The following is a 24154-nucleotide window of genomic DNA, read 5'->3' as shown; positions in this document are numbered from 1 at the left end:
AGCATCTTTACTTTTTCATATTTCATGTACTCATGATAGTAGAACATGACTTTTTAATGTGGATAAAAAACAAACAAAACGTTGATCGTTTTTTGATTTTTGCAAGAAGTCTATTACTTCATCAAGCAAATACTGCTAAAATTGAAGAAAGCGAACAATAAGCTATTCGAGCTTTAGAGTTGAATTGAAAATTTACTGAACTACAACGGAAATTGTAAGAAATTTTGTCAATAATTTACGAGGTTAAAGTTATCAAGCACTTGGAAAATTCATCAAGTGTTTGTATGATTCAAAGTGAAGTGAATAGCTTAAAAATAATACTGTGAACACTTCTGTGTTTATGGGGCCAAAACTCATAGGCTAAGCTTGAACAACAAACAATTGTTATCTCTGGAGGATATCCATGAAATTGAGTCGTATTGCACTTGCTATGCTTGTTGCTGCTCCTTTAGCTGCTGCTAATGCGGGTGTAACAGTAACTCCATTAATGCTTGGTTACACATTCCAAGATTCTAAGCACAACAACAGCACTGAAAACTTAACAAATGCTGGTGAGTTACAGGACGATTTATTCGTTGGTGCAGCTCTTGGTGTTGAATTAACACCTTGGTTGGGTTTTGAAACTGAATACAACCAAGTTAAAGGTGACGTTACTAGTGCAGCACCGAATGGTGAATACAAGCAACAACAAATCAACGGTAACTTCTATGTTACTTCTGATCTAATCACTAAAAACTACGATAGCAAAATCAAGCCATACGTATTATTAGGTGCTGGTCATTATAAATATTCTTTCACTGATGCTAACGAAGCTCAATTGGGTCGTGTTGGTCGTGGTTTGAAAGAAGAAGGTACTTTAGGTAATGCTGGTTTTGGTGCTTTCTGGCGCTTAAATGATGCTTTATCTCTTCGTACAGAAGCTCGTGGTACTTATAATATCGATGAAGACTTCTGGAACTACACAGCTCTTGCTGGTTTAAACGTAGTTCTTGGCGGTCACTTGAAGCCAGCTGCCCCAGTAGTAGAAGTTGCTCGAGTTGTACCAATACCAGTTCAACCACAGCCGCAGCCACAAGAATTGACTGAAGACCTTAACATGGAACTTCGTGTATTCTTTGATACGAACAAGTCTGACATCAAGCCACAATACAAATCTGAAATTGCTAAAGTTGCAGAGAAGTTAGCTGAATACCCGAATGCGACTGCTCGTATTGAAGGTCACACAGATAACACTGGTCCACGTAAGTTAAACGAACGTTTATCTTTAGCTCGTGCTAACTCTGTTAAATCAGCTCTTGTAAACGAATACAACGTTGATGCATCTCGTTTGTCTACTCAAGGTTTCGCTTGGGATCAACCGATTGCTGACAACAAAACTAAAGAAGGTCGTGCTATGAACCGTCGCGTATTCGCTGCGATCACTGGTAGCCGTACTGTTTTAGTTCAACCAGGTCAACAAGCTCAATAATTGAGTTTTTGAACTAAAAAAAGCGACTCTTATGAGTCGCTTTTTTATTGCCAAATTTAAGATAAATAAACATTTTAATTCTCCACACTTTTGAATCTTATATATTCAAGATTTAAGATAAAAATTACCAAACACCTTTACTTAGTTGTTGTTTGGTTTGTTGACGATCCCGACGATGTTGTGCACGAGGCTTCTCAGTTTCATGTATTCCACCTTTCTGTAGTAAAGGGGATAATGCGACGGGATTGCGAACTTTGATTTTAGGCATTGCTTTAAGTTTCATTTATTTAACCTTTTATACATAGAACTTGTTTTAGCGTGTGAATGATCTCGATGAGATCCGATTGATTTTGCATGACCTGATCGATGTCTTTATAAGCGCTAGGAATTTCATCAATTACACTTGCATCTTTTCGACATTCGATTCCTCGAGTTTGTTGAATTAAATCATCTTGGCTAAATAACAATTTTGCCTTATGACGACTCATTCTCCGACCTGCACCATGTGAACATGAGCAGAATGCTTCAGGATTTGCTTTACCTTTAACAATATAAGAACGTGTACCCATAGAACCCGGAATAATTCCTAATTCATCAAGTCCAGCACGAATTGCACCTTTACGTGTTATAAAAAGATCTTCACCGAAATGATTCTCTCGACTGATATAATTGTGGTGGCAATTTATAGCTTCTTTAGTGAGTTGAAAGGGTGGAAGTAGGGGGCGAATGGCTTCTAAAATTAATCGCATCATTTCACGACGATTTTCAAAAGCATATTCTTGAGCCCATTCAACGGCTTCAACATAATCATTAAAACTACATGATCCTTCTGCGAAATAACTTAAATCTTTATCTGGAACATGACCAAAACGATGTTGAGCTTCTTTCTTAGCTAGTTCAATAAAATACGTGCCGATCACATTACCTAATCCACGACTGCCAGAATGTAACATGACCCATACATCTTGATTTTCATCTAAGCAGAGTTCAATAAAATGGTTACCACCACCTAAAGTTCCAAGTTGTTTTTGCCAAGTTAAATCAAAATTTCTGAGCATTCTGATTAAACCAGGATGTTTTTTTACGATTGGTTGTAAGCGTTTTTCTAACGGAATAATGCTAGATGCTTTCGCTTTCACTTGTTTATGTAACTCAAATCCTACGGGAACTTTTCGTTCGATTGCATTACGTAATGACGAAAGATTATCAGGAAGTTGAGAAGCTTTTAAATTGAGTCGAATCGCATTCATACCACAGCCAATATCTACGCCCACAGCTGCGGGTATAATTGCATGTTTAGTTGGTATAACGCTTCCGACTGTCGCACCTTTACCAACATGTACATCGGGCATGACTGCAATATGAGAATAAACAAATTGCAGCTGTGCCATATTCTTCAGTTGTTCAATGCTCTCATTATCAATATCGTTAGTGAATATCTTCACAGGTACACCGTATTGAGCTTCAGCATTGAGTATTTTTTGTATGCCCATTTTTATTTCTCGATTAGCGAAATTTCTGTCCGAATAGGCATAAAAAAACCTAGCGAATGCTAGGTTTAGAAGAGCATTCGGACAAGTGATCATTTGATTTGTCACTTGTCCGTGAGACGACACAGTGCCAAATCTTAAAGTGTTTTCCTTTGTAGTAATGGCATGTGTGTCCTCCTATATAAATTGCCGATGAAAATATGAGCGTGAATTTTACTCGTATTTCTCAAAGGGTCAAGTGAAATTAAGATTTATTATTCACCTTCTTTCACATTCATCTCTTTGTAAGCAATGAGTTTGGTCTTGTGTTTCCACTTATACCCTAACCAAATTGCAAGAAATAGCGGAATACTGATATATGTTGAAAGTAGTCCTAACCAGTCAATTTTTCCACCAATCAGGGCTTGATAGTTCTGACCTAAAATAATGATGGAACAGAGAATAAATGCAAACCACGGTGCAAATGGAAAGAATTTTGCACGATAAGCGAGGTCTTCTAACTTATGACCTTGAGCTAAATAGCCTTTGCGGAAACGATAATGTGATATTGCTATGCCTAGCCAGACAATAAATCCACACATCCCAGACATATTCAGTAACCAGTTAAAAACTTGTTGCTCACCGATAAATGTCGTTAGGAAACATAATGCTGCAACTGCTGTAGTTGCATACAGTGCATTCATTGGAACGCCACGTGTATCTAATTTGGAGAACCACTTTGGCGCACGACCTTCTTTAGCCATATCAAATAGCATACGGGTAGAAGAGTACATTCCAGAGTTACCCGCAGATAAAATTGCACTCAGAATAACTGCATTCATTAAGCTTGCAGCAAATGCGAATCCTGCTTTTTCATAGAGAAGAGTAAATGGAGAAAGCGCAATATTTTCACTTTCTGCGGCATGCAGTAACAAAGGATTATCGTAGCTGACCAGTGTACCAATGATGAAAATACACAAAATATAGAAAAGTAGAATTCGCCAAAAAATCTGTTTAATCGCCAAGGGAATTGTTTTCTTAGGATCTTTTGATTCACCTGCAGCTACACCGACCATTTCAGTACCTTGAAATGAGAATCCTGCGATCATTGCAACACCAACCAGTGCTTGTAATCCACCAACGAATGGTGCATCGCCTTTCGTCCAGTTGCTAAATGCAGAAACATTTGGAGTCAGCATAATTTTTGCAATCATTGCGATACCGATGATGATAAATACAATAATGGCAATAACTTTAATCATTGAAAACCAAAATTCACTTTCACCAAAGCCTTTGACCGTCATTGCATTGATTGCAAAGATCACAGCCAAAAATACAGCACTCCAATAAAAGCCAGAAATTTCTGGGAACCAAAATTTCATGATGAATTGGACGGCTACTAATTCAAATGCGACTGTAATCGCCCAGTTGTACCAATAGTTCCATCCTAAAGCAAAACCAAAACCTTCTTCTACATAGCGACTACCATAGGTGAAGAAAGCACCAGAACTTGGGTTATGAGTTGCAAGCTCACCTAAACTAGTCATCAAGAAATAAATCATGATTCCAATAAGTGCATAAGCGAGTAGCGCACCGCCAGGACCTGCGGTAGCAATCGTAGAGCCTGAAGCAAGGAATAAGCCTGTGCCAATCGATCCACCGATGGCAATCATATTGAGATGGCGTGCCCCAAGCTTACGCTGTAGGTGTTGAGGAGCAGAAATATCGCTCATAAGATTTCCTTAAACCGAATAAGGGTCAGTTGACACTTAAAATTACGTGTTAGGTTGAGATGTCAACCAACCTTGCCTGCACAGGCATATAATACTTTGAATCCCTGCTGATCAGCTTTCACTTCACATTGACCAAATTGTTGTTCAATGAGGGGAGGATAATTGAGAAAGCGATTGGCTACGATCCACAGTTCACCCGAACTTTTTAAATGCGATTTTGCTAAGCGACACAGAGTTTCACTTGCATCGTAATTAGTATGTATGCCTTGATGAAATGGTGGATTACTTACAATTGCATCCAAATCTTGAGGGGCGTCACTAAAGCCAGTAACTGGTTCAAGATTTAAATTTTCCAAGTTTAAGCCATTCTGTTTAAATGTGAACTTGGTTGACTGTAATGCAAAGGCATCAACATCAAGTGCAAAAATATGCTGTTCTGGGTTTAATTTGGCTAGATAGGCACTAATCACGCCAGCGCCGCAACCAAAGTCGGCAATCTTACCTGATTTTACTTCTTGAAGGTAAGGGAGCAAAACTGCTGTACCTACATCCAAATGATCTTGACTAAATACACCAGGAAGTGCGCAAATCGTGAGTGATTGCTGGTCGATTTGAATCGTATAGGTTTTTAACCAGTCTTGCAGTGTTTTTGATTGTGCTAATTTTTCGAGTCGCATCTGCCAAAGTTGGCAATGGCGTGCACTATCTAATTTGATAGCTTTTCCATATTGCTGTAATTGTTTAGCAGCACGTTCAATCCCACCTTTTTTCTCACCAACTAAAAAGACTGATTGACCTAGCTCTAAATGGCTGGCAACAGTATGCAAAATATAGTTTAAAAGCTCTTTTGATTTTGGAACAAAAATAACCACCTGATCATAGCGATTTGCTGGAAAATCAACGCAAAAATTTGATTTTATTTCTGCGTTTAGAAAGCCTTGATGATCTGCAAAGTTCCATGTCCAAACGGAAGCTTCGACTTCGACGGGTAAGCTTTTTACGAGCTGATCATTTGGGGCATTGATGAATAAAACTTGCCCTTTTAAATAATCTTGTTGACGTATGACAACTTCACTACGTGGATCCATATTGATCTCTCATCAAAAACAAAGCCCAGTCGTGAAACTGGGCACTTGCAATTGTTAACGAATTATTTTTGAGTTTCAGGTAAAACAATATTCAAAATCAAGGCTGCAATACCACCTGTTGCAACACCTGAGCTGAAAATATTTTTAAATAATTCAGGAAGGTGTTCTAGGATTTGTGGTACTTGTGCTACCCCTAAGCCTAGTGCTAATGAGATTGCAATAATTAACAATGCACGACGATCTAAATGGATCGTTGATAAAATATTAATACCAGATGCAGCCACGGCACCGAACATCACCATCACAGCACCGCCAAGTACCGCTTGTGGAACCGCTTGAATCACAGCAGCCACAGCAGGGAATAAACCTAATAAGATCAATAATGCTGCAATCCAAAGACCTACATAACGGCTCGCAACACCAGTCAACTGGATCACACCATTATTTTGTGCAAATACAGAACTTGGGAAAGTATTGAAAATACCTGCTATGAAAGAGTTGGCACCATTAACTAGAACACCACCTTTGATGCGTTGCATCCAAACGGGGCCATCTACAGGTTGATTAGAAATTTTGCTGGTTGCTGTGACATCACCAATTGCTTCTAGAGAAGTTACTAGATAAATAAAAGCCATTGGAATAAACAAGCTCCAAGAAAAGCTCAATCCAAAATGCATTGGTGTTGGGATTTGAATAATAGGAGCTTCTTGTAATACGGAAAAGTTTAAATGTCCCATAAATCCAGCAAGTACATAACCGATGACTAAAGCGATCAAAATTGCTGAACTTTTCACCCAAATAATGCGAATTCTATTCAGTAAAATGATAATCCCCAAAACTGTACACGACATAATGAGATTATCTGCATTTGCAAAGGTATTATCCTGCATTGCGGTATAACCACCACCCATGCTAATCAGTCCTTCTTTGATCAATGTTAGACCAATCAACAGAACGACGATTCCTGTAACGAGAGGAGTAATCAGCTTTTTTACCCAAGGTAAAATTTGAGATACGCCCATTTCGATAAATGAACCTGCGATTACGACACCAAAAATCGCAGCCATAACTTGTTCGACAGGTGTGCCAGCAGCCACCATTGAGCTACCTATACCAATGATAGGACCAATGAAATTAAAGCTAGTTCCTTGAACAATAAGTAATCCAGCGCCAAATGGACCAACTTTTTTACATTGCAAGAAAGTCGCGATCCCTGAAATAATTAATGACATAGAAAGAATCATATTGGTGTCTTCGCGAGACACGCCTAATGCCAAACAAATCAATAATCCAGGGGTGACAATTGGCACTAAAATCGCTAAAAGATGTTGAAGCGCCGCTAAAAAAGCAATAAAAGGTTTCGGTCGATCATTTAGCCCATAGACTAGATCGAGCGGTTGTTCAGAGTGGGGATTTGACATGGGAGCATAAAAAAGCGGTAAGCATTAGTTGATTATTCTAATAGACTTAGACTACTTTACCAACGATTCTGTAACTATTCGTCAGAAAAAAATTGCTCTGTCAATAAACTGTCACTACTAAACTTTAGTATTTTTCTGTATAATTTGCCCTCAAATTTAAAGCGTATCGAATTTTACATGTCAGATATTAAAACTCTCCGTAACATTGCCATTATTGCGCACGTCGATCATGGTAAAACGACTCTTGTAGACAAACTTTTACAACAATCAGGTGCTCTTGGTGATCGCGCAGGCGAGATTGAACGTGTTATGGATTCTAACGCGCTTGAGTCTGAACGTGGTATTACCATTCTTGCGAAAAATACTGCAATCAAATGGTTAGATAAGCGTACTGATACTGAATACCGTATCAATATCGTGGATACCCCGGGACACGCAGACTTCGGTGGCGAAGTTGAACGTGTAATGTCGATGGTTGACTGTGTATTGCTTCTTGTTGACTCTCAAGAAGGTCCAATGCCACAAACTCGTTTCGTAACGCAAAAAGCGTTCGCACGTGGTTTGAAGCCAATCGTAATCATTAACAAAGTTGACAAGCCAAGCGCTCGTTGTGACTGGGTTATTGATCAAGTATTCGACTTATTTGATAACTTAGGCGCATCTGATGAGCAATTAGACTTCCCAGTTGTTTATGCTTCAGGTCTTCGTGGTGTGGCTGGTCCATCACCAGAAGAATTAGCGGATGATATGACACCGTTGTTTGAAACGATTGTTGATATCGTAGAACCACCAGCAGTTGATGTTGATGGTCCGTTCCAAATGCAGATTTCTTCACTTGATTATAACAGCTTCGTTGGTGTTATTGGTGTTGGTCGTATTCAACGTGGTTCTGTAAAATTGAACACTCAAGTAACCGTAATTGATAAAGAAGGTAAGACACGTAATGGTCGTATCTTAAAAATCATGGGTTATCACGGTTTAGAGCGTGTTGATGTTGAATCTGCTTCTGCTGGTGATATCGTTTGTATCACAGGTATTGATGCATTAAATATTTCTGACACGATTTGTGATCCGAAAAATGTTGAAGCATTACCTGCATTGTCTGTAGATGAACCTACAGTTTCGATGACGTTCCAAGTGAACAACTCACCGTTTGCTGGTAAAGAAGGTAAATTCGTTACTTCACGTAATATCCGTGAGCGTCTTGATCGTGAATTGATTCACAACGTTGCATTACGTGTTGAAGATACTGATAGTCCAGACCGTTTTAAAGTATCTGGTCGTGGTGAACTTCACCTTTCAGTATTGATTGAAAACATGCGTCGTGAAGGCTTTGAAATGGGCGTATCACGTCCACAAGTAATCATGAAAGAAATCGATGGCGAAAAACAAGAGCCATACGAAAACGTAACTTTTGACGTTGAAGAACAGCATCAAGGTTCTGTAATGGAACAAATGGGCTTCCGTAAAGGCGAAATGACCAATATGGAAGTTGACGGTAAAGGCCGTATCCGTATTGAAGCAACTGTACCTTCACGTGGCTTGATTGGTTTCCGTTCTGAATTCTTAACCATGACTTCTGGTACAGGGATCATGACATCAAGCTTCTCGCATTACGGTCCAGCAAAAGCAGGTACTGTTGCGAAACGTCAAAATGGTGTGTTGATTTCTATGGTTCAAGGGACTTGCTTGGGCTATGCACTCTTCACACTTCAAGACCGTGGTCGTTTATTTGCTAAGCCACAGCTTGAAGTATATGAAGGCATGATCATTGGTATTAACTCTCGTTCAGATGATATGGTTGTTAACCCAACCAAAGCGAAGCAGTTAACCAACGTTCGTGCATCAGGTACTGATGAAGCACTGACTTTAACACCAGCATTGGAATACACGCTAGAACAAGCGCTTGAATTCATTGAAGATGATGAGTTAGTTGAAGTAACACCAAAATCAATTCGTATTCGTAAGCGTTACTTGACTGAAAACGAACGTAAGCGTAACCGTGATAAATAATTTTTCTTAACTGAAAAAGAAAAAACCGCTAATTCTATTTAGCGGTTTTTTATTATATAAAATAAATGAATACATCATGCTTAAGTTCATATTTTTATTACAATAAAATATGTTGTTAAAGTGTGAAATAACTTTGTTTTTTTCAGAATAATATTAAATTATCAATATTGCGATGAATAACTGTGCCTATGTAATAAACAATGCAAAAGTAGGTGCGATCACGTCAATTCTGGAGAGTTATAAATGAGTATTATTCAAGAATTTAAAGAATTTGCCATCAAAGGCAATATGATGGATCTTGCCATTGGTGTCATCATTGGTGGTGCATTTGGTAAAATTATTGATTCATTGGTGAAAGATATCATCATGCCACTTATTTCAGTTATTACTGGTGGGGGTGTTGATTTTACGCAGAAGTTTATTGTGCTAGGAGACAATCCAAATAATTTACAGTCTTTAGATCAATTAACGAAAGCAGGTGTCAATGTTTTAACCTATGGTAATTTCTTAACCATCTTTATTAATTTCATTATTTTGGCATGGGTTGTGTTTCTTATGGTGAAAGTAATGAATCGTATGCGTAAACAAAAAGAAGCAGCGCCAGCAGCACCAGCGCCTACACCAGAAGATATTCAGTTGTTACGTGAAATCCGTGATGAATTGAAAAAACAGGGTTAATAGACCTTGATACAGAAAACGGCATTTGATATGCCGTTTTTTTATTGTAGATTGGAATAAAATTAGCTAAAGAACGATAGATGATAATCGTTTTTACATAGAAAACTTTCTACTTTCATTTTAAGATGCGGAGCGTATTGCTAGGGGATTAACCAACATGAACAGATTATTTGTTTACGGCACACTTGGTCCAAATCGAGAAAATTCGCATATTTTAGGAAATATAGGTGGTGATTGGCAAAAGGCACAAGTACATGGAACTGTGCATGTACTCGATTGGGGGCCTGACAAAGGTCTGCCAGCCATTGTGCTCAATGAAAATGATCCTTTAGTTGATGGCTATCTTTTTAGTACAGAAAAGTTAGAGCAAAACTGGCAAATGTTGGATGATTTCGAAGGCTTCCAATATCAACGCGTTGTTGCACCAGTGATATTAGATTCAGGTGAAAAAGTTGAAGCTTGGACTTATGTCATGCAGCCAAAGATTTGAATACGTTACTGGAGGGGCGCAGAAATACTTTACTTCGAAGGCTATCTCAGCCCATCCATACGAAATTTAATCTCAACTAAGTGAAAGCCAAATTGGCTTTTGATTGGACCATGTAAAATACGCTCGGCTGCAGTAAAAACTAACTTATCAATCACAGGCACAAGCTGTCCTTTTTTTACTTCACCCAGTTCACCACCGCGTTTAGCTGAATTACAGGTTGAATATTGTTTGGCAATTTTGCTGAAATCAGCACCTGACTGAATTCGTTTTTTTAACTGTTCAGCAAGATCTTTATCTTTTACTAAAATATGTCGAACGATTGCGGTTTGCATGAAATTAGTCTCCCTCAAATAGATTTGCAACTAAGCTTTGGTGGATTTTAGAGGCTGACACTGCGGGCAAAATACACTGGCACGTTGACCAAGTTTTAAATTCTCCAGTGTGGTTTCACAGTTCACACACATTTCACCAGCTCGACCATAAGCAAGGAGTGTTTGTTGGAAGTATCCATTTTCACCCATTGCATTGGTATAATCGCGTAATGTAGAACCACCTAGCTCAATTGCATGCTTTAGAATGCGTTTTACTTCAATCACTAAGCTTTCAATTTGCTCTAAACTCAATGTTGAAGCGGGTTGTGCAGGATGTATACCGACATTGAATAAGCTTTCAGTCGCATAAATATTACCAACGCCTACTACATTATGATTATCCATTAAAGCAATTTTGATGCCGACATTCTTTTTTGAGAGTTTTTCAAATAAATAAACAGCGTCAAATTCATTACTTAGCGGTTCTGGCCCTAATGTATCAATCAGTTTTTCTTGATTGTTTTTATCTAACCATAGAATACAACCAAAGCGACGTGGATCATGATAGCGAAGCTGTTGATCTTCGAAGTCGATTACAAGATGATCATGTTTACGCAATTCTTCGTTTGCTTCACATAAACGAAAGCTGCCTGACATACCTAAGTGCCATAGCATCTGATCTCGTTCAAATTCAGCCAAAATATATTTAGAACGACGTTTAAGCGCCATTAAACGTTGCCCAATCAGTTTGTTCAAATCATCGGGTATAGGCCAACGTAAACTTGAGTTATAGACCTGTATTGATTGGACTCGTTGTTCTAAGAGTGGGAGTAAACTGGTCTTAGTAGTTTCAACTTCTGGAAGTTCAGGCATATTCAGCTCAAGTTGTTTTCAACAACAATACAATGAGGGTAAATGTTTCATTTACAATTATGCTGATATTTATTTTTAATTGCGAATCATGATGAAAAAATACTTTGATCTTTTCGCTAAGGTTAAATCTCTAACACAACAATAAAATAATCAAAATTTAGTTTTAAGAAACTATTTCATCATCGCCACACAGAAATAAGGAATACCCATGCCTTCACTAAAAATTAACTTGTTATACGGTTCAGTTGCAATAACTATGGGCATGGCAAGTACCTTTGTATGGTCAGAGGAATCTAGTAATGATCAAATTGAACCTTTACCTGTAATTAAAGTCGAAGCTACTCGTACTGACACGCCTTATATGCAAACACCAGCATCTGTTTATCGAATTGATGCCCCTAAAAATGATCAATCTTTGCAGGTTAATTTAACAGAACTTGTTAAGGGGATTCCGAGCGTTCAAGTACGTAATCGGGAAAATTATGCTCAAGACTTGCAGCTATCAATGCGTGGTTTTGGTGCTAGATCGACCTTTGGGGTGCGGGGAATACGTTTATATGTTGATGGAATACCTGCAACGATGCCCGATGGGCAGGGGCAAACTTCGAACATCGATATGAATAGTTTGAGTCATTTAGAGGTTTTGACTGGACCATTTTCTTCACTGTATGGTAATTCATCTGGTGGAGCTGTTCTTGCAACTACTCGAGAAGGGCAGGGTAAGGATTCTGTAGAAATGAGTTATTCAGGCGGCAGTCATAACAAAAATCATGCAGGGCTAGTTTTACAAGGGGGCGCTAAAAATCAAAATGAGCCGAGCTATATCATTAGTTCCTCATATTTTAATACGGATGGTTATCGCGATCATAGTAGCGCAGAAAAAGTCTTAAATAATGCGAAACTGACATGGAATTTGGAAGATGGCAGTAAAATTAATTGGGTTACTAACTATGTGAAGATTCATGCTGATGATCCACAGGGATTAAATAGAACTCAGTGGCAACAAAATCCTCGTCAAGTTAATGATGCTAATAATACTTACAATGTTCGTAAAGATATTGAGCAAACTCAGACAGGTTTGACTTGGTCAAAACCACTCAATGATCAAAATGAACTGTATGCGATGACTTATATTGGGCAACGTCAGGTAACACAATACCAGTCTATTCCAGATACGGTACAGAAGAACCCTAACACACCCTATCAAGCTGGTGGCGTGATTGATTTTAAGCGTGATTATTATGGTGCTGATTTCCGCTGGACAGGAAAAGATTTATTACCTTATACCCAATTCAGTGCGGGTGTTGCGATCGATGCTATGAACGAAGATCGACAAGGCTATCAAAACTTTAATGATGCGGGTGATAAAGGTATAAAAGGTGCTGTGCGCCGTGATGAACGCAATACTTTGTGGAATGTAGATCCTTATCTACAAGCATCTTGGTCTTTTTTACAAACCATGCGTTTAGATACAGGGGTGCGTTATAGCAATGTACATTACAAGTCGAAAGATCATTATATCGTTGGTTTGAACGGCGATAATAGTGGTAAGACAACATACGAAGAGGTATTACCTTCAGTTGCATTAAGCTGGCAAATCATCCCAGAAGTGCTGGCTTACGCGAGCTATGCCAAAGGGTTTGAAACACCGACTTTTACTGAAATGGCTTATCCTGCACAAGGTGGCGCAAGTATGCTTGATTTAAAACCATCGCAAAGTGATAACTATGAACTCGGTTTAAAATCTTTAAATACGCTGGGTGATTTTAACTTGGCGACCTTCTATATCGAAACCAAAGATGACATTGTGGCAGCCGAAAGCTTGGGTGGCCGTGCGACGTTCCGTAATGCTGATAAAACCCTACGTAAAGGTATTGAATTTGCATGGAATAAGAAGCTTTGGAAAGACATAGGACTGAATGCGAGCTATGCATATTTAGATGCAACTTTTGATTCGAAAGTGCCTGCGGCTGGGAAAGTTGCAGAGATTCCAGAAGGCAATGCAATTCCTGGAATTGCTAAGAATCAAGCCTTTATTGGCTTGGTATGGCAGCCAGAGCAAGGTTTCTATGCAGGACTTGATACCCAGTTTATGGATAAGGTCTATGTCAATGATATCAATAGTGATGCTGCTGCAAGCTATACTGTGGCATCGATTTATACAGGTTATGCATGGAAACGTGCTGATTGGGGCATTAATGGCTTTGCGCGTGTAGATAATCTGTTCGATAAAAACTATGCTGGTTCTGTGATTGTCAACGAAGGAAGCAGCCGTTTCTTTGAACCTGCGGATGGTCGGAACTGGAGTGCTGGTCTAAAAGTCTCTAAACAATTTTAAAATTATAAATATTGGCAGCACTTTTTTATGTGCTGCCAATATATGATTACTTTTTAGGTGGTTGAGTTGCTACTGGTGCAGCTTTTTGAGCGGCAATAGCTTGTTCAACTTTTTCCAAAGATTCTTTGGCATTTGGAATATTTTGGGCTGCTAAAGTCTTGAATATTTTTTGAGCTTCAGGAAGATTTTGATCAACTACATCTCCGTTCGCCATCAAATTCCCAAGAACCATTAACGATGGTGCATATCCTTTAGAGGCTAAAGAGCGAAAACTGTTCACAGCAACCTGCTGTAGGACAGGATTTTTATTTTTATTTCCCATACCTAGATCGTAGATCGCCTTTAGGTGTATCGCTGGATAATAATTCTTTTGTATCAATGGACGTAGCTGTCGAATCGCCAATTGGTCGTACTCTGGTTTTCCTTGAGCAAATAATATCGTTGCCACCTCTACACCAGCTTCTTCTGAGCCTTGTTTCGCAGCTTTATCTAAATACATTTTATACTTCTGTGTGTCTTTCGTGATTCCAATATTGCTTTTACCATATCGATATATTTGTGCGAGTTCATAACTCGCCTTACCAAATCCTTTATTTGAGGAATCTTGAAAGTATTCAAATGCCTTTTTTTCATCTTTTGCTGTGCCTAAGCCTTGCTGAGTCATAGAGCCAAGATTATAAATTGCTTGAGCATTACCCGATGCCGCAATTCGCTGAATTTCTTGGAAAGCAGCTGTGTAGTTTTTTGCTTCATAAAGTTGGTTTGCTTTAGAAAATATTACATCAGCATTACCTTTTTCTGCAGCAAATACTGAGTTACAGGTTATGGCAATTAAGCTAGCAATAAGCAATTTTTTCATCTTCTTTCCTTTCAGTTTGGTCTGCTATCACTCCTTTGCGTAGCAGAAAGCAATCTTTAACCCTAATCATAAATTTATAATCTGAAATGTAAATCTTGATTTTGTATAAGTGTTGAATGCAATTTATTGGCTTAATTTGAGTTTTAATTTCTCTAAATCTATGAAAAATATAATAACGAGTCTTAATAGAAATAACCTTATTTAAATTCTATGGAGATACTGTGAATTAATCATAAATATTCTTTACATTATGAAAGTTTAGCTTTCTAAGCAGTTACTAGTTTTGTTGCAAATCAACAGGAATTGCTACAATTCGAATTACATTTTTTAAGAAAAACAGATATCTACTCAAAAGGTTAAATTACTGCATGAAGATTTTCGAACAGCTTGAATAATATGCTTATCGTCATTCAATAGATTTCATTAAGGAGTTGTAGTAAAGGATAACCATGTTATTACAGCTCCAAAAATGAAAAAGGTCTTTACAACTGTTAACTTGGTCTTGCTACATCGCCATTCAAAGCCTCTGGTAAATCTAGGATTTCTAGTCCTAATTCTTCTAAAGCCGTTGGCTTGGCAATCACGAGCGCTAAATAACCATCATTAATACTTACACTATTTACAACTTCAACATCCTTGTGTAGTTGTGTTGCTGGAGCAGGCAGATCACCTTTGGCATGAATTAGATGTAACCAGTGTTTGGGTTTAGCTTTAAACCAAAGACGAGCTACAATTTCTTGACCTAAATAACAGCCCTTATCAAAATGTACGCCGTCGCGCTGATGTAATCGTAATTCTTGCGGCTGGAATAAGTGTTCTGTTGTTTTGCTAATCCAAGCTTGCCCTGACTTGATCGCTTCAATCTGCCAAGTATAGATATCCGTTTCATTTGAAGAAAATTCTGTTTGGATCCCATGTATAGTTGGAAAAACAGAACCTATTTCTTCTAATTTCAACTTAGAAAAAGCACCAAATTTCTTAATGTGCTTGGCAAACTCTTCAGCTTGATCGTGAGTCGTAACTAGTTCAAAACTTTCTGTATTTAGCTTTTTTATCCACAAACCAAAATGAATTCGTCCTTTTAAATCGCAAATAGCAGTGTAGCGACTTTCATTTAAAGCTAAACGTTCAACATGAACCGTCACCTGACCTTGTAAAAATTTTTGTGCATCAACACCATTTAAACTAAAAGCCGTAAAAGCAAGCTCACTCATTGATCGATCCTAAACTATTTGTTCATCTAAAAACATAAAGACATTTTGCGCCATTTTTTATAAAAATGCAGCCTGAAATTCTCGATAATCGTAGCCAAATAGAAGATTAGATGTGTCGCTAACAGTTTGAAAACCGCTATGATATTTTTAGTCAATAAAACTATGCATTAAAAATAAAAATTCAACTCATAAGATGATAGGGAATCAATAATGGCTAATCATTTTGGACTTAACCGAGAGCAAATCGCTCGTGCAGCGATGCGAACAGCATTAGAAAATCAACAAGCTGAAGATAGTGTCGAGTTATTTATTCAACATCACCTCGAAGAGATTGAACCTGATTATTGGGAAAAGCATTTTGGAACCAGTCAACCCAATTGTTTACAAGTTCTAGAACACTTAGTGCTTGTTCATCAATTTGAAGATGAAGACCTAGAAACAATAGAAATTTTGGATTTTAGCTTACCAGAAGAAGTAACTAACTATGTTATTTGCGTGAGTTTTGATGCTAAAGGTGAAGTGGTTGATATCTCTATGGAAAGTTAGTTTTGTCTTTTCAGGTGGTGTTTAATGGATATTCAAATTAAGAGAATTTATGAGGATTCTAAAAAATCAGATGGGTTAAGGATTCTTGTTGACCGTTTATGGCCAAGCGGCGTATCAAAGGAAAAAGCACATCTTGATTTATGGTTAAAAGAAATAGCACCATCAACACAATTGCGTACTGCATTTTGCCATAAAGTAGAAAATTGGTTGGAATTCCAAGATATATATTATGAAGAATTGTCTAGAAATCCATGTATTAATGAGTTGGTACACTTGGCTGAAAAGAATAAGCTAACCCTTATATATGCTGCAAAGGATCCAAACTTGAATCATGCTTTAGTTCTTAAAAATTTTATATTAGCTAAGGAAAAATGAATTTTTATAATTTTAACAATACTTAAAATGGTGTTTTGAAAAAAATTGTCTTTGATTCATAATAGCATTTTGAGTTTCTTTTATGTCTTTGCCAAATTGTCCAAAATGCCAATCAGAATATACTTATCAAGAAGCTGATTTATTTATTTGCCCTGAGTGTGCACACGAGTGGAAAGAGGGTTCTGTTGCCACAAATGAATCAGAAGAAATCATTAAAGATGCAAATGGTAATGTATTGGCTGATGGGGATAGTGTTACTGTTATTAAAGATTTAAAAATAAAAGGTTCGTCTTCTGTTGTAAAAGTCGGTACAAAAGTAAAAACGATTCGTTTAGTTCACGGTGCAAGTGATGGTCATAATATCGATTGTAAAATTGATGGTATAGGCGCTATGAAACTTAAAGCTGAATTTGTAAAGAAAGCGTAGTTTAAGCATAAGAAAAGCAGCAGAAATGCTGCTTTTCTAATAAATTACTAAATGAGAACAAAAAACAATCTTCTATAGTTTTCTACTCAACTATATTGAAATAACAATTTATAAATAACAACTCCGATAAGAGAGGTTCTCATGGCAGGTTGGTTTGAAGTCAGTCAAGCGAATGATGGGCAGTATCGCTTTGTTTTAAAAGCAGGGAATGGTGAGCCCATTCTAAATAGTGAACTTTATAAAACAAAAGCAGCGGCGCTCAATGGTATAGCATCTGTTCAAAAAAATAGTCCAGATGATGGGCGATATGAGCGAGTGGTAGCAAAAAATGATAAACCTTATTTTAATTTAAAAGCAGCGAATCATCAGGTGATTGGAACTAGCCAATTGTATTCAAGTGAACAATCACGCGATAAAGGGATTGAGTCTGTTAAAAACAATGGTTCATCAGAGACCATAAAAGATTTAACTGTCTAAATTTAGAAAATAAAAAAGCCGTTTCAAAAACGGCTTTTTTACTATCTGATAATTAGCAATTAACCAGCAAGTTTTTTGATTAACTCTTCTTTACTTAGATTAGTTGATTCTTCATCACGACGACCTTTGTATTCAAAAGTACCAGCGTCTAAGCCTTTTTCACCGATTACAATACGATGAGGAATACCCATCAATTCAAGATCAGAGAACTTAACACCAGGGCGTTCATTACGGTCATCTAATAACACGTCATAACCTTGGGCTTGTAATTCAGCATAAAGTGCTTCTGCTGCCTCAAGAGTACGCGGCGATTTATGAGCATTCATTGGAACGATTGCAACTTCGAATGGTGCGATTGCTTGTGGCCAAATAATGCCTTTATCGTCAAAGTTTTGCTCAATTGCTGCAGCAACTACACGTGTGACACCGATACCATAGCAACCCATTGTGACAGTAAATGGTTTCCCATCTTCGCCAAGTACTTTACAAGCTAATGCTTCAGAATATTTCGTACCGAGTTGGAAGATGTGACCAACTTCGATCCCTCGTTTAATCTGCAATGTACCTTTACCATCTGGTGATGGATCGCCTTCAACCACATTACGAAGATCATAAACTTCACTATACGTCGCATCTCGTTCCCAGTTTAAGCCAGTAGCATGCTTATCAACTTGGTTAGCACCTGCGATAAAATCAGATAATACAGATGCTGCACGATCAACAATTACGGTTAAGCCTTTTTCTACAAGTCCCTGAGGACCACAGAAGCCAGCTGTTAAACCATTTTGCTTTAATTGTTCTTCTGTAGCAAAGCTCAGAGGCGCTGCAATAAGAGGATGTTTTTCAGCTTTAATCTCATTCAGTTCGTGATCACCGCGTAAGAAAAGTGCAATTACTGGAATATTGCCGTTTTCATCCGCGATACCTTGTACAAGTAGAGCTTTGATCGATTGTTTCGCTTCAGCATTTAAAAAACCACAGACATCTTCAATCGTTTTTTGATTCGGTGTTTCAACGATTTTAAATTCTTGTGTAGCTGCTAAACGCTCACCAACTAACACAGCCTCAGCCATTTCAACGTTAGCTGCGTAATCTGATTCTGTAGAAAAGGCGATGTCGTCTTCACCACTAGATGCCAATACATGAAACTCATGCGATGCAGAACCACCAATCGAGCCTGTATCAGCCTGAACTGGGCGGAAGTCCAATCCTAATCGTGTGAAGATACGGCTGTATGTGTCATACATTACGTCGTAAGTTTCTTGAAGAGATTCTTGGTTTGCATGGAAAGAATAAGCATCTTTCATGATGAATTCACGTGAACGCATCACGCCAAAACGAGGGCGAATTTCATCACGGAATTTGGTTTGAATCTGGTAGAAATTTAGTGGTAATTGTTTATAACTTTTAAGTTCATTACGCGCTAAGTCGGTTATGACCTCTTCATGTGTAGGTCCCAATACAAAGTCATTTGTATGGCGATCTTTGAAACGTAATAATTCAGGTCCGTATTGTTCAAAACGACCAGATTCTTCCCATAGTGCAGCAGGTTGTGTGACTGGCATAAAGACTTCTAATGCGCCAGAACGATTCATTTCTTCACGAACAATCGCATCAACTTTCTTTAGAACACGTGTTCCCATGGGCAACCAAGAGTATAAGCCAGAAGCTAATTTACGAATCATCCCCGCACGTAACATAAGCTGATGAGAAATAACTTCAGCATCATTTGGGGTTTCTCTTAACGTTGCAAATAAAAAGCGGCTTGCGCGCATGGAAACTATCCTAGAGTTAAATGTTGTCTAAAAATTAGTTTACAAAAAGGACTTTTAAGATGTCTATTTTGAATTGAGCGCATTATGACATGAATCATTCAATTTCGGAAAAGTTAGCACATTCAATTCAAGCGAAAGTTGTGAAAGGGAAGGGTAATTATTGATTACGAGATGCTTCATCTTGTTCTAGTTTATTTAAGCGACGAATGATCTCAGCATAATCTGACTCAGTTTTATGATAGCTATTACGTAAACTTTCAACAGTTCTTTTTACATTCTCAATATTTTGAGCATTATTGGCTAAATTATTTTTGAGTGGTGCTGGAATTGATTCTCCTTTGCGATGATATTCCATTTCTTGACGTTTGAAGCCAATTTTGTCTCTTTGTAATTGTTGTAGTTGATCTTGTTGATAGTTCAACTGCTTTTTGTAGTTAACAAGCAATTGGTCTCGTTTCATTGCTGCAATTTTAGTACTTCCATAGGCGCGTTTGAGCTTTAAATCTTTTTCCCGTTGTCTAGCTAGGGCTTCACGATGAGATGCTTGTTGAACATCTTTATTCGCATTATATGGTTGATTTCGTTTGATCACTTGCATGTTACGATCGAGTGCTTCATACCCATAACGAATATGCTCTGGTGTCACAGAAGTACTAACATTAGCAACACCATTTCTGTCGTAGTAACGATACCATGCTGCTTTGGGTTGATCAGTTGCTGCGAAAGTTGATGTATAAAAAAAACATAAAAAAAATGCGCAAATGTAATTACGAGCAATCGTTGTAAAGTGACGAATGCGGAAACCGCACTTTAACGAACCAGTCATTACATTCCCCGATAAAAAGTTAATTAAATCACTTATTTTTAAATAATAATCAGTAGTATATTAGTAGCTATTTATACAATTAAAAATACTTCTTATGCAAAAAAAATAGGAATTTGATGAAAAGTGTGAACTGCTTAATATTGTTTTGAAAAACTGATAGTTTGGTTCAAAAAACTTCATTGATAATGCAAGTAAAGATATGTTAAAAATATCAACTAGTCTGTATAAAACAAATTAAACAACCATAATTTGTATTGAGTGAATGGGGCAGGACAATAAATGGAAGATAAATTTCAAAATTTAAAAGTAATGGTGATTGACGATTCTAAAACGATTCGACGTACAGCTGAGACACTGTTACAACGCGAAGGTTGTGAGGTGATTACAGCTGTCGATGGTTTTGAAGCATTATCGAAAATTGCGGAAGCAAATCCTGATATCGTATTTGTCGATATTATGATGCCTCGTCTAGATGGTTACCAAACCTGTGCATTAATTAAAAACTCTCTAAATTATCAAAATATTCCAGTAATCATGTTATCAAGCAAAGATGGTTTGTTTGATCAAGCCAAAGGGCGTGTTGTGGGGTCAGATGAATATTTAACTAAGCCATTTAGTAAAGATGAGCTGTTAAGTGCGATTCGTAACCACGTAAGCGCATAAAATTTAAAATCGAGGAAAAAATGGCTCGTATACTTATTGTAGATGATTCTCCTACTGAAACGTTTCGTTTTAGAGAAATTTTGACAAAGCACGGTTATGAAGTTTTAGAAGCAACTAATGGTGCTGACGGTGTAACAATGGCACAGGCTGAGTTACCAGACCTTGTGTTAATGGATGTGGTAATGCCAGGGATGAATGGCTTTCAAGCAACACGTCAAATCAGTAAAGGTAAGGATACACAACATATTCCAGTCGTGATTGTAAGTACCAAAGATCAAGCGACAGACAGAGTATGGGGTAAACGTCAAGGTGCTTGTGATTACTTAACTAAGCCTATTGATGAACAGCAACTGATAGATGTGATCAAGCAACTATTAAGTTAATTGTACGAGCCTTTTCAATACTCAATATGGGATAGGTTATGGCTGCAAATGGATTTATCGAATTGCTTCGCTTATCCAAGCGAGGCAATAAACAATACGCTTCAACACAAAATGAAGTCAGTCGTTGGTCTGGTATTGCATTTGAGATGTTAGGGCAATATTTTGTTGCGCCACTTGGGGAAATTTCGGAGGTGATTTATCCACCGAAATATACACCAGTACCAAATACTCAATCATGGGTGCGTGGTTTGGCAAATATTCGTGGGCGGTTGCTCTCAGTTTCTGATTTAACACATTTTATTTCAGGACAAAGGAGCCAATTTTCACCAACGCAAAAAGTAATTTGTATAAGCCATCAAGATCATTATGTTGGTTTGGTTGTAGACCAAGTTTTGGGGATTCAGCACTTTAATAAAAAGAGTTTTTTTTCTCAAAGTTCTGAACTAGACAATAAGCTCAAAGAGTATTGTCAGGGATACTTCCACCAACATAACCAACAATGGCATGTATTTTTACTGAGTCGGTTGTTGCAAAACCCTCAATACATGAATGCATCAATAAAATTTATAAACTAATTTTTACGCTACGGAACATAAATGCGTATTCAGGGGAGAAGCTGGTATGGGCTTTAAACTTAAAAAGAAAAATGGCAGTGGTAATGATAGTTCTGGTGCTAAGAAGAGCAGCGCATTTTTAGAAAAAATACGTACTCAATTAGATCAGTTTTCGCGATTATTCGGTGAAACTGAGAAATCTAGACCGATTCTTTATCGAGCTTTAATCGCTTTAGCTCTAGCAGTCATCCTCTTAATTTACCTTTTTGTCAGTGTTCCACGTTCAAACCAATTAACTCGTAGTTTGGGTGAGTTGCGTTTGTTGTCGCAGATGATTTCGCGCCAAGCAACAGAGGCAACGGCTTCAGGTACACCTGAAGCGATGAAGAGTTTGGTTGAGTCAGAAAAACGATTTGCTGAGAACTTGGAACTTGTTGAGAATGTTTATGGTAAAGGCTCAACAGAGTACAAAAAAGTAAATGAACTTTGGACTAATGTTTCTAAAAACATTGATTTAATTGCTTCACAACAAAAAGTCATTAATCAGCTTTATGATACGAACATTTCCATCAGTGAAACGATTCCTGAGATTCAGGCTGAGTATAACTTGATGGTTGATCAAATGGTTCGTGAGAACATGCCAAGTAGTCAGGTAATTATCACTAAAAACCAAGTGTTTATTGCAGAACGTATTTTACGTTCAATTAACTCAGTACTAGTAGGTACGGATAACTCTAGTATCTCTGCAAATGACTTCGGTGCTGACATTGATACTTTTGGTGTTTACTTAAATGCTCAATTAAATGGTAGTGCTGAACTTGGTGTAGATCGTATCGAATCACCTGATTTACGTGAATCTGTGGATAGCATTAAATCTGATTATGATGCTGTTCTAAAATCAGCTGCAGAAACAGTATTACAGAATGCCAATCAAATCGTTCGTGTTCGTCAAGCTTCATCTCAAATTTTCTCTCAATCAGATGCCTTACTTGGGTCATTAAATGCATTATCTGATAAAGCAGAGGGTGGTTGGGGTAATGTTGTTGCAGGTATCGTATTAATTGGTGCTTTAGGACTATTGGTTTTCTCTGCGTTACAATTACTCGCATTACGTAGTAATACTGATAAAGAGCGTGTAACTCGTTTACAAGATGAATATGACCGTAACCAAAATGCGATTCTACGTTTACTTGATGAGATTGCCGACTTAGCTGACGGTGACTTACGTTCTTATGCAACAGTATCGGAAGACTTTACGGGTGCGATTGCCGATTCCATTAACTTCGCAATTGATCAGTTACGAGATCTAGTTTCTCGAATCACTGAGACATCTCAAGAAGTTGCACGATACACGCAAGATACACAGAATATTACTAACCAGTTAGCTGAAGCTTCTGAGCACCAAGCACAAGAAATTGCAGGTGCATCTGCTGCAATGAATGAAATGGCATTGTCAATTGACCAAGTATCTGCCAACGCTTCTGAATCTGCTGATGTAGCATTGCGTTCTGTACAAATTGCATCAAACGGGGCAGATGTTGTAAACCGTTCAATCGAAGGTATGGATCATATTCGTGAGCAGATTCAGGAAACCTCTAAACGTATTAAACGTTTGGGTGAATCTTCTCAAGAAATTGGTAACATCGTATCGTTGATTAATGATATTGCCGATCAAACGAACATCTTGGCATTAAACGCAGCAATTCAAGCATCGATGGCTGGTGAAGCTGGTCGTGGTTTCGCGGTAGTTGCGGATGAGGTACAACGTCTAGCTGAACGTTCAGCATCAGCAACTAAACAGATTGAAGGATTGGTAAAAACAATTCAAACAGATACCAATGAAGCCGTAATTTCAATGGAACAAACAACGGCAGAGGTTGTTCGCGGTGCAAACTTGGCAAAAGATGCAGGTATCGCACTTGACGAAATTCAAACGGTATCTGGCGACTTAGCGAAATTGATTGCAAGCATTTCTGATGCCGCAAAACTACAATCTGCTTCAGCAAGTCATATTGCAACTACGATGAACGTCGTTCAAGAAATTACATCTCAAACGACTACTGCAACCTTCGATACAGCTCGTTCTGTTTCTGAATTGGCAAGCATGGCTGAATCATTACGTGAGTCTGTAACTGACTTTAAGTTACCTGAATAAACATTGAGTCAGAGGGTT

At 37.9% G+C, this 24154-nt stretch carries 24 protein-coding genes; 13 read left to right on the top strand and 11 right to left on the bottom strand.

The features are described 5' to 3' along the window. The first annotated feature begins 403 nt into the window (after positions 1-403). Positions 404-1468, top strand: a complete 1065-nt coding sequence (gene omp38 / locus ACSC97_RS02995; RefSeq protein ID WP_436659247.1) for an outer membrane protein Omp38 — start codon at positions 404-406, stop codon at positions 1466-1468. A 124-nt stretch (positions 1469-1592) separates the two neighbouring features. On the opposite strand, the gene ACSC97_RS02990 is transcribed toward omp38, so the two are convergent. The 5 genes from ACSC97_RS02990 to ACSC97_RS02970 all read right to left on the bottom strand — a co-directional run bounded on the left by ACSC97_RS02990 (position 1593) and on the right by ACSC97_RS02970 (position 7179). Continuing rightward, on the bottom strand, positions 1593-1751 hold the full coding sequence (locus ACSC97_RS02990; protein WP_004908791.1) for a hypothetical protein: 159 nt from the start codon (positions 1749-1751) through the stop codon (positions 1593-1595). Between the two features lie 4 nt (positions 1752-1755). After that, positions 1756-2961, bottom strand: coding sequence for an RtcB family protein (locus tag ACSC97_RS02985; RefSeq protein WP_436659245.1), 1206 nt, complete (start codon positions 2959-2961; stop codon positions 1756-1758). 251 nt (positions 2962-3212) lie between these two features. After that, complete coding sequence (locus ACSC97_RS02980) at positions 3213-4670, bottom strand: amino acid permease (protein ID WP_004950518.1); 1458 nt, start codon at positions 4668-4670, stop codon at positions 3213-3215. Positions 4671-4732: 62 nt separating this feature from the next. Further along, a complete protein-coding gene (locus ACSC97_RS02975) occupies positions 4733-5758 on the bottom strand; it encodes a methyltransferase (RefSeq protein WP_436659242.1) in 1026 nt (341 codons plus the stop codon). A gap of 62 nt (positions 5759-5820) precedes the next feature. Next, positions 5821-7179, bottom strand: a complete 1359-nt coding sequence (locus ACSC97_RS02970; protein ID WP_039047007.1) for a uracil-xanthine permease family protein — start codon at positions 7177-7179, stop codon at positions 5821-5823. Positions 7180-7356: 177 nt separating this feature from the next. Here ACSC97_RS02970 and typA point away from each other — a divergent pair, with 177 nt between their 5' ends. The 3 genes from typA (at position 7357) to ACSC97_RS02955 (ending at position 10360) form a co-directional block, all read left to right on the top strand. Beyond that, entirely contained in the window at positions 7357-9192 is a 1836-nt protein-coding gene (gene typA / locus ACSC97_RS02965; protein ID WP_004908783.1) for a translational GTPase TypA, read from the top strand. A 243-nt stretch (positions 9193-9435) separates the two neighbouring features. After that, on the top strand, positions 9436-9870 hold the full coding sequence (gene mscL, locus ACSC97_RS02960) for a large conductance mechanosensitive channel protein MscL (protein ID WP_004908781.1): 435 nt from the start codon (positions 9436-9438) through the stop codon (positions 9868-9870). Between the two features lie 157 nt (positions 9871-10027). Continuing rightward, positions 10028-10360 (top strand): gamma-glutamylcyclotransferase family protein, encoded by a 333-nt coding sequence (locus ACSC97_RS02955; protein WP_004908779.1) that lies wholly within the window; start codon positions 10028-10030, stop codon positions 10358-10360. Between the two features lie 41 nt (positions 10361-10401). On the opposite strand, the gene ACSC97_RS02950 is transcribed toward ACSC97_RS02955, so the two are convergent. Together ACSC97_RS02950 and mutM are read right to left on the bottom strand one after the other, a co-directional pair. Next, on the bottom strand, positions 10402-10692 hold the full coding sequence (locus ACSC97_RS02950) for a peptidylprolyl isomerase (RefSeq protein WP_004908776.1): 291 nt from the start codon (positions 10690-10692) through the stop codon (positions 10402-10404). A 30-nt stretch (positions 10693-10722) separates the two neighbouring features. Then, positions 10723-11544: a bifunctional DNA-formamidopyrimidine glycosylase/DNA-(apurinic or apyrimidinic site) lyase gene (gene mutM / locus ACSC97_RS02945; protein WP_378223797.1), complete on the bottom strand. Its 822-nt coding sequence runs from the start codon at positions 11542-11544 to the stop codon at positions 10723-10725. Positions 11545-11752: 208 nt separating this feature from the next. Between mutM and ACSC97_RS02940 the strand changes: the two genes are divergently transcribed. Then, positions 11753-13882 carry a TonB-dependent receptor domain-containing protein gene (locus ACSC97_RS02940; protein ID WP_436659237.1) on the top strand — a complete coding sequence of 710 codons (2130 nt, stop codon included), beginning with the start codon at positions 11753-11755 and terminating at the stop codon, positions 13880-13882. Positions 13883-13928: 46 nt separating this feature from the next. Here ACSC97_RS02940 and ACSC97_RS02935 read toward each other — a convergent pair whose 3' ends face one another. Together ACSC97_RS02935 and ygfZ are read right to left on the bottom strand one after the other, a co-directional pair. Next, entirely contained in the window at positions 13929-14741 is an 813-nt protein-coding gene (locus tag ACSC97_RS02935) for a tetratricopeptide repeat protein (protein ID WP_126131740.1), read from the bottom strand. 491 nt (positions 14742-15232) lie between these two features. Continuing rightward, positions 15233-15955: a CAF17-like 4Fe-4S cluster assembly/insertion protein YgfZ gene (gene ygfZ, locus ACSC97_RS02930; protein ID WP_004963910.1), complete on the bottom strand. Its 723-nt coding sequence runs from the start codon at positions 15953-15955 to the stop codon at positions 15233-15235. A gap of 210 nt (positions 15956-16165) precedes the next feature. Between ygfZ and ACSC97_RS02925 the strand changes: the two genes are divergently transcribed. The 4 genes from ACSC97_RS02925 to ACSC97_RS02910 all read left to right on the top strand — a co-directional run bounded on the left by ACSC97_RS02925 (position 16166) and on the right by ACSC97_RS02910 (position 17780). Continuing rightward, positions 16166-16501, top strand: a complete 336-nt coding sequence (locus ACSC97_RS02925) for a DUF2004 domain-containing protein (RefSeq protein WP_279679558.1) — start codon at positions 16166-16168, stop codon at positions 16499-16501. A 24-nt stretch (positions 16502-16525) separates the two neighbouring features. Continuing rightward, on the top strand, positions 16526-16876 hold the full coding sequence (locus ACSC97_RS02920; RefSeq protein ID WP_436659233.1) for a DUF488 domain-containing protein: 351 nt from the start codon (positions 16526-16528) through the stop codon (positions 16874-16876). Between the two features lie 82 nt (positions 16877-16958). Continuing rightward, entirely contained in the window at positions 16959-17303 is a 345-nt protein-coding gene (locus ACSC97_RS02915) for a zinc ribbon domain-containing protein YjdM (protein ID WP_004908748.1), read from the top strand. 141 nt (positions 17304-17444) lie between these two features. Then, positions 17445-17780: a YegP family protein gene (locus tag ACSC97_RS02910; protein WP_042893173.1), complete on the top strand. Its 336-nt coding sequence runs from the start codon at positions 17445-17447 to the stop codon at positions 17778-17780. A 59-nt stretch (positions 17781-17839) separates the two neighbouring features. Here the strand turns inward: ACSC97_RS02910 and ACSC97_RS02905 are convergent, their stop codons facing one another. Both ACSC97_RS02905 and ACSC97_RS02900 read right to left on the bottom strand, forming a co-directional pair. Beyond that, complete coding sequence (locus ACSC97_RS02905; RefSeq protein ID WP_151730821.1) at positions 17840-19555, bottom strand: proline--tRNA ligase; 1716 nt, start codon at positions 19553-19555, stop codon at positions 17840-17842. Positions 19556-19712: 157 nt separating this feature from the next. Next, positions 19713-20381: a hypothetical protein gene (locus ACSC97_RS02900; protein WP_436659230.1), complete on the bottom strand. Its 669-nt coding sequence runs from the start codon at positions 20379-20381 to the stop codon at positions 19713-19715. Between the two features lie 279 nt (positions 20382-20660). On the opposite strand from ACSC97_RS02900, the gene pilG reads away from it, so the two are divergent. Genes pilG through ACSC97_RS02880 form a run of 4 tightly spaced genes read left to right on the top strand, consistent with a single transcriptional unit; the run spans position 20661 to position 24136 of the window. Continuing rightward, the gene (gene pilG / locus ACSC97_RS02895) at positions 20661-21044 is read left to right on the top strand and encodes a twitching motility response regulator PilG (protein ID WP_004640629.1); all 384 of its coding nucleotides are present in this window, start codon (positions 20661-20663) and stop codon (positions 21042-21044) included. A gap of 20 nt (positions 21045-21064) precedes the next feature. Further along, complete coding sequence (locus ACSC97_RS02890) at positions 21065-21427, top strand: response regulator (protein ID WP_004664659.1); 363 nt, start codon at positions 21065-21067, stop codon at positions 21425-21427. Positions 21428-21465: 38 nt separating this feature from the next. Beyond that, positions 21466-22002, top strand: coding sequence for a chemotaxis protein CheW (locus ACSC97_RS02885; protein ID WP_004908738.1), 537 nt, complete (start codon positions 21466-21468; stop codon positions 22000-22002). Between the two features lie 46 nt (positions 22003-22048). Then, positions 22049-24136, top strand: a complete 2088-nt coding sequence (locus ACSC97_RS02880; protein WP_004950560.1) for a methyl-accepting chemotaxis protein — start codon at positions 22049-22051, stop codon at positions 24134-24136. Positions 24137-24154 lie beyond the last annotated feature (18 nt).

It is taken from the genome of Acinetobacter sp. P1(2025) (genome assembly GCF_051390655.1).
Classification (GTDB): Bacteria; Pseudomonadota; Gammaproteobacteria; order Pseudomonadales; family Moraxellaceae; genus Acinetobacter; species Acinetobacter junii.
The sequence above is the reverse complement of the archived record's forward strand: the minus strand, read 5'-3'. Positions and strand labels throughout refer to the sequence as shown.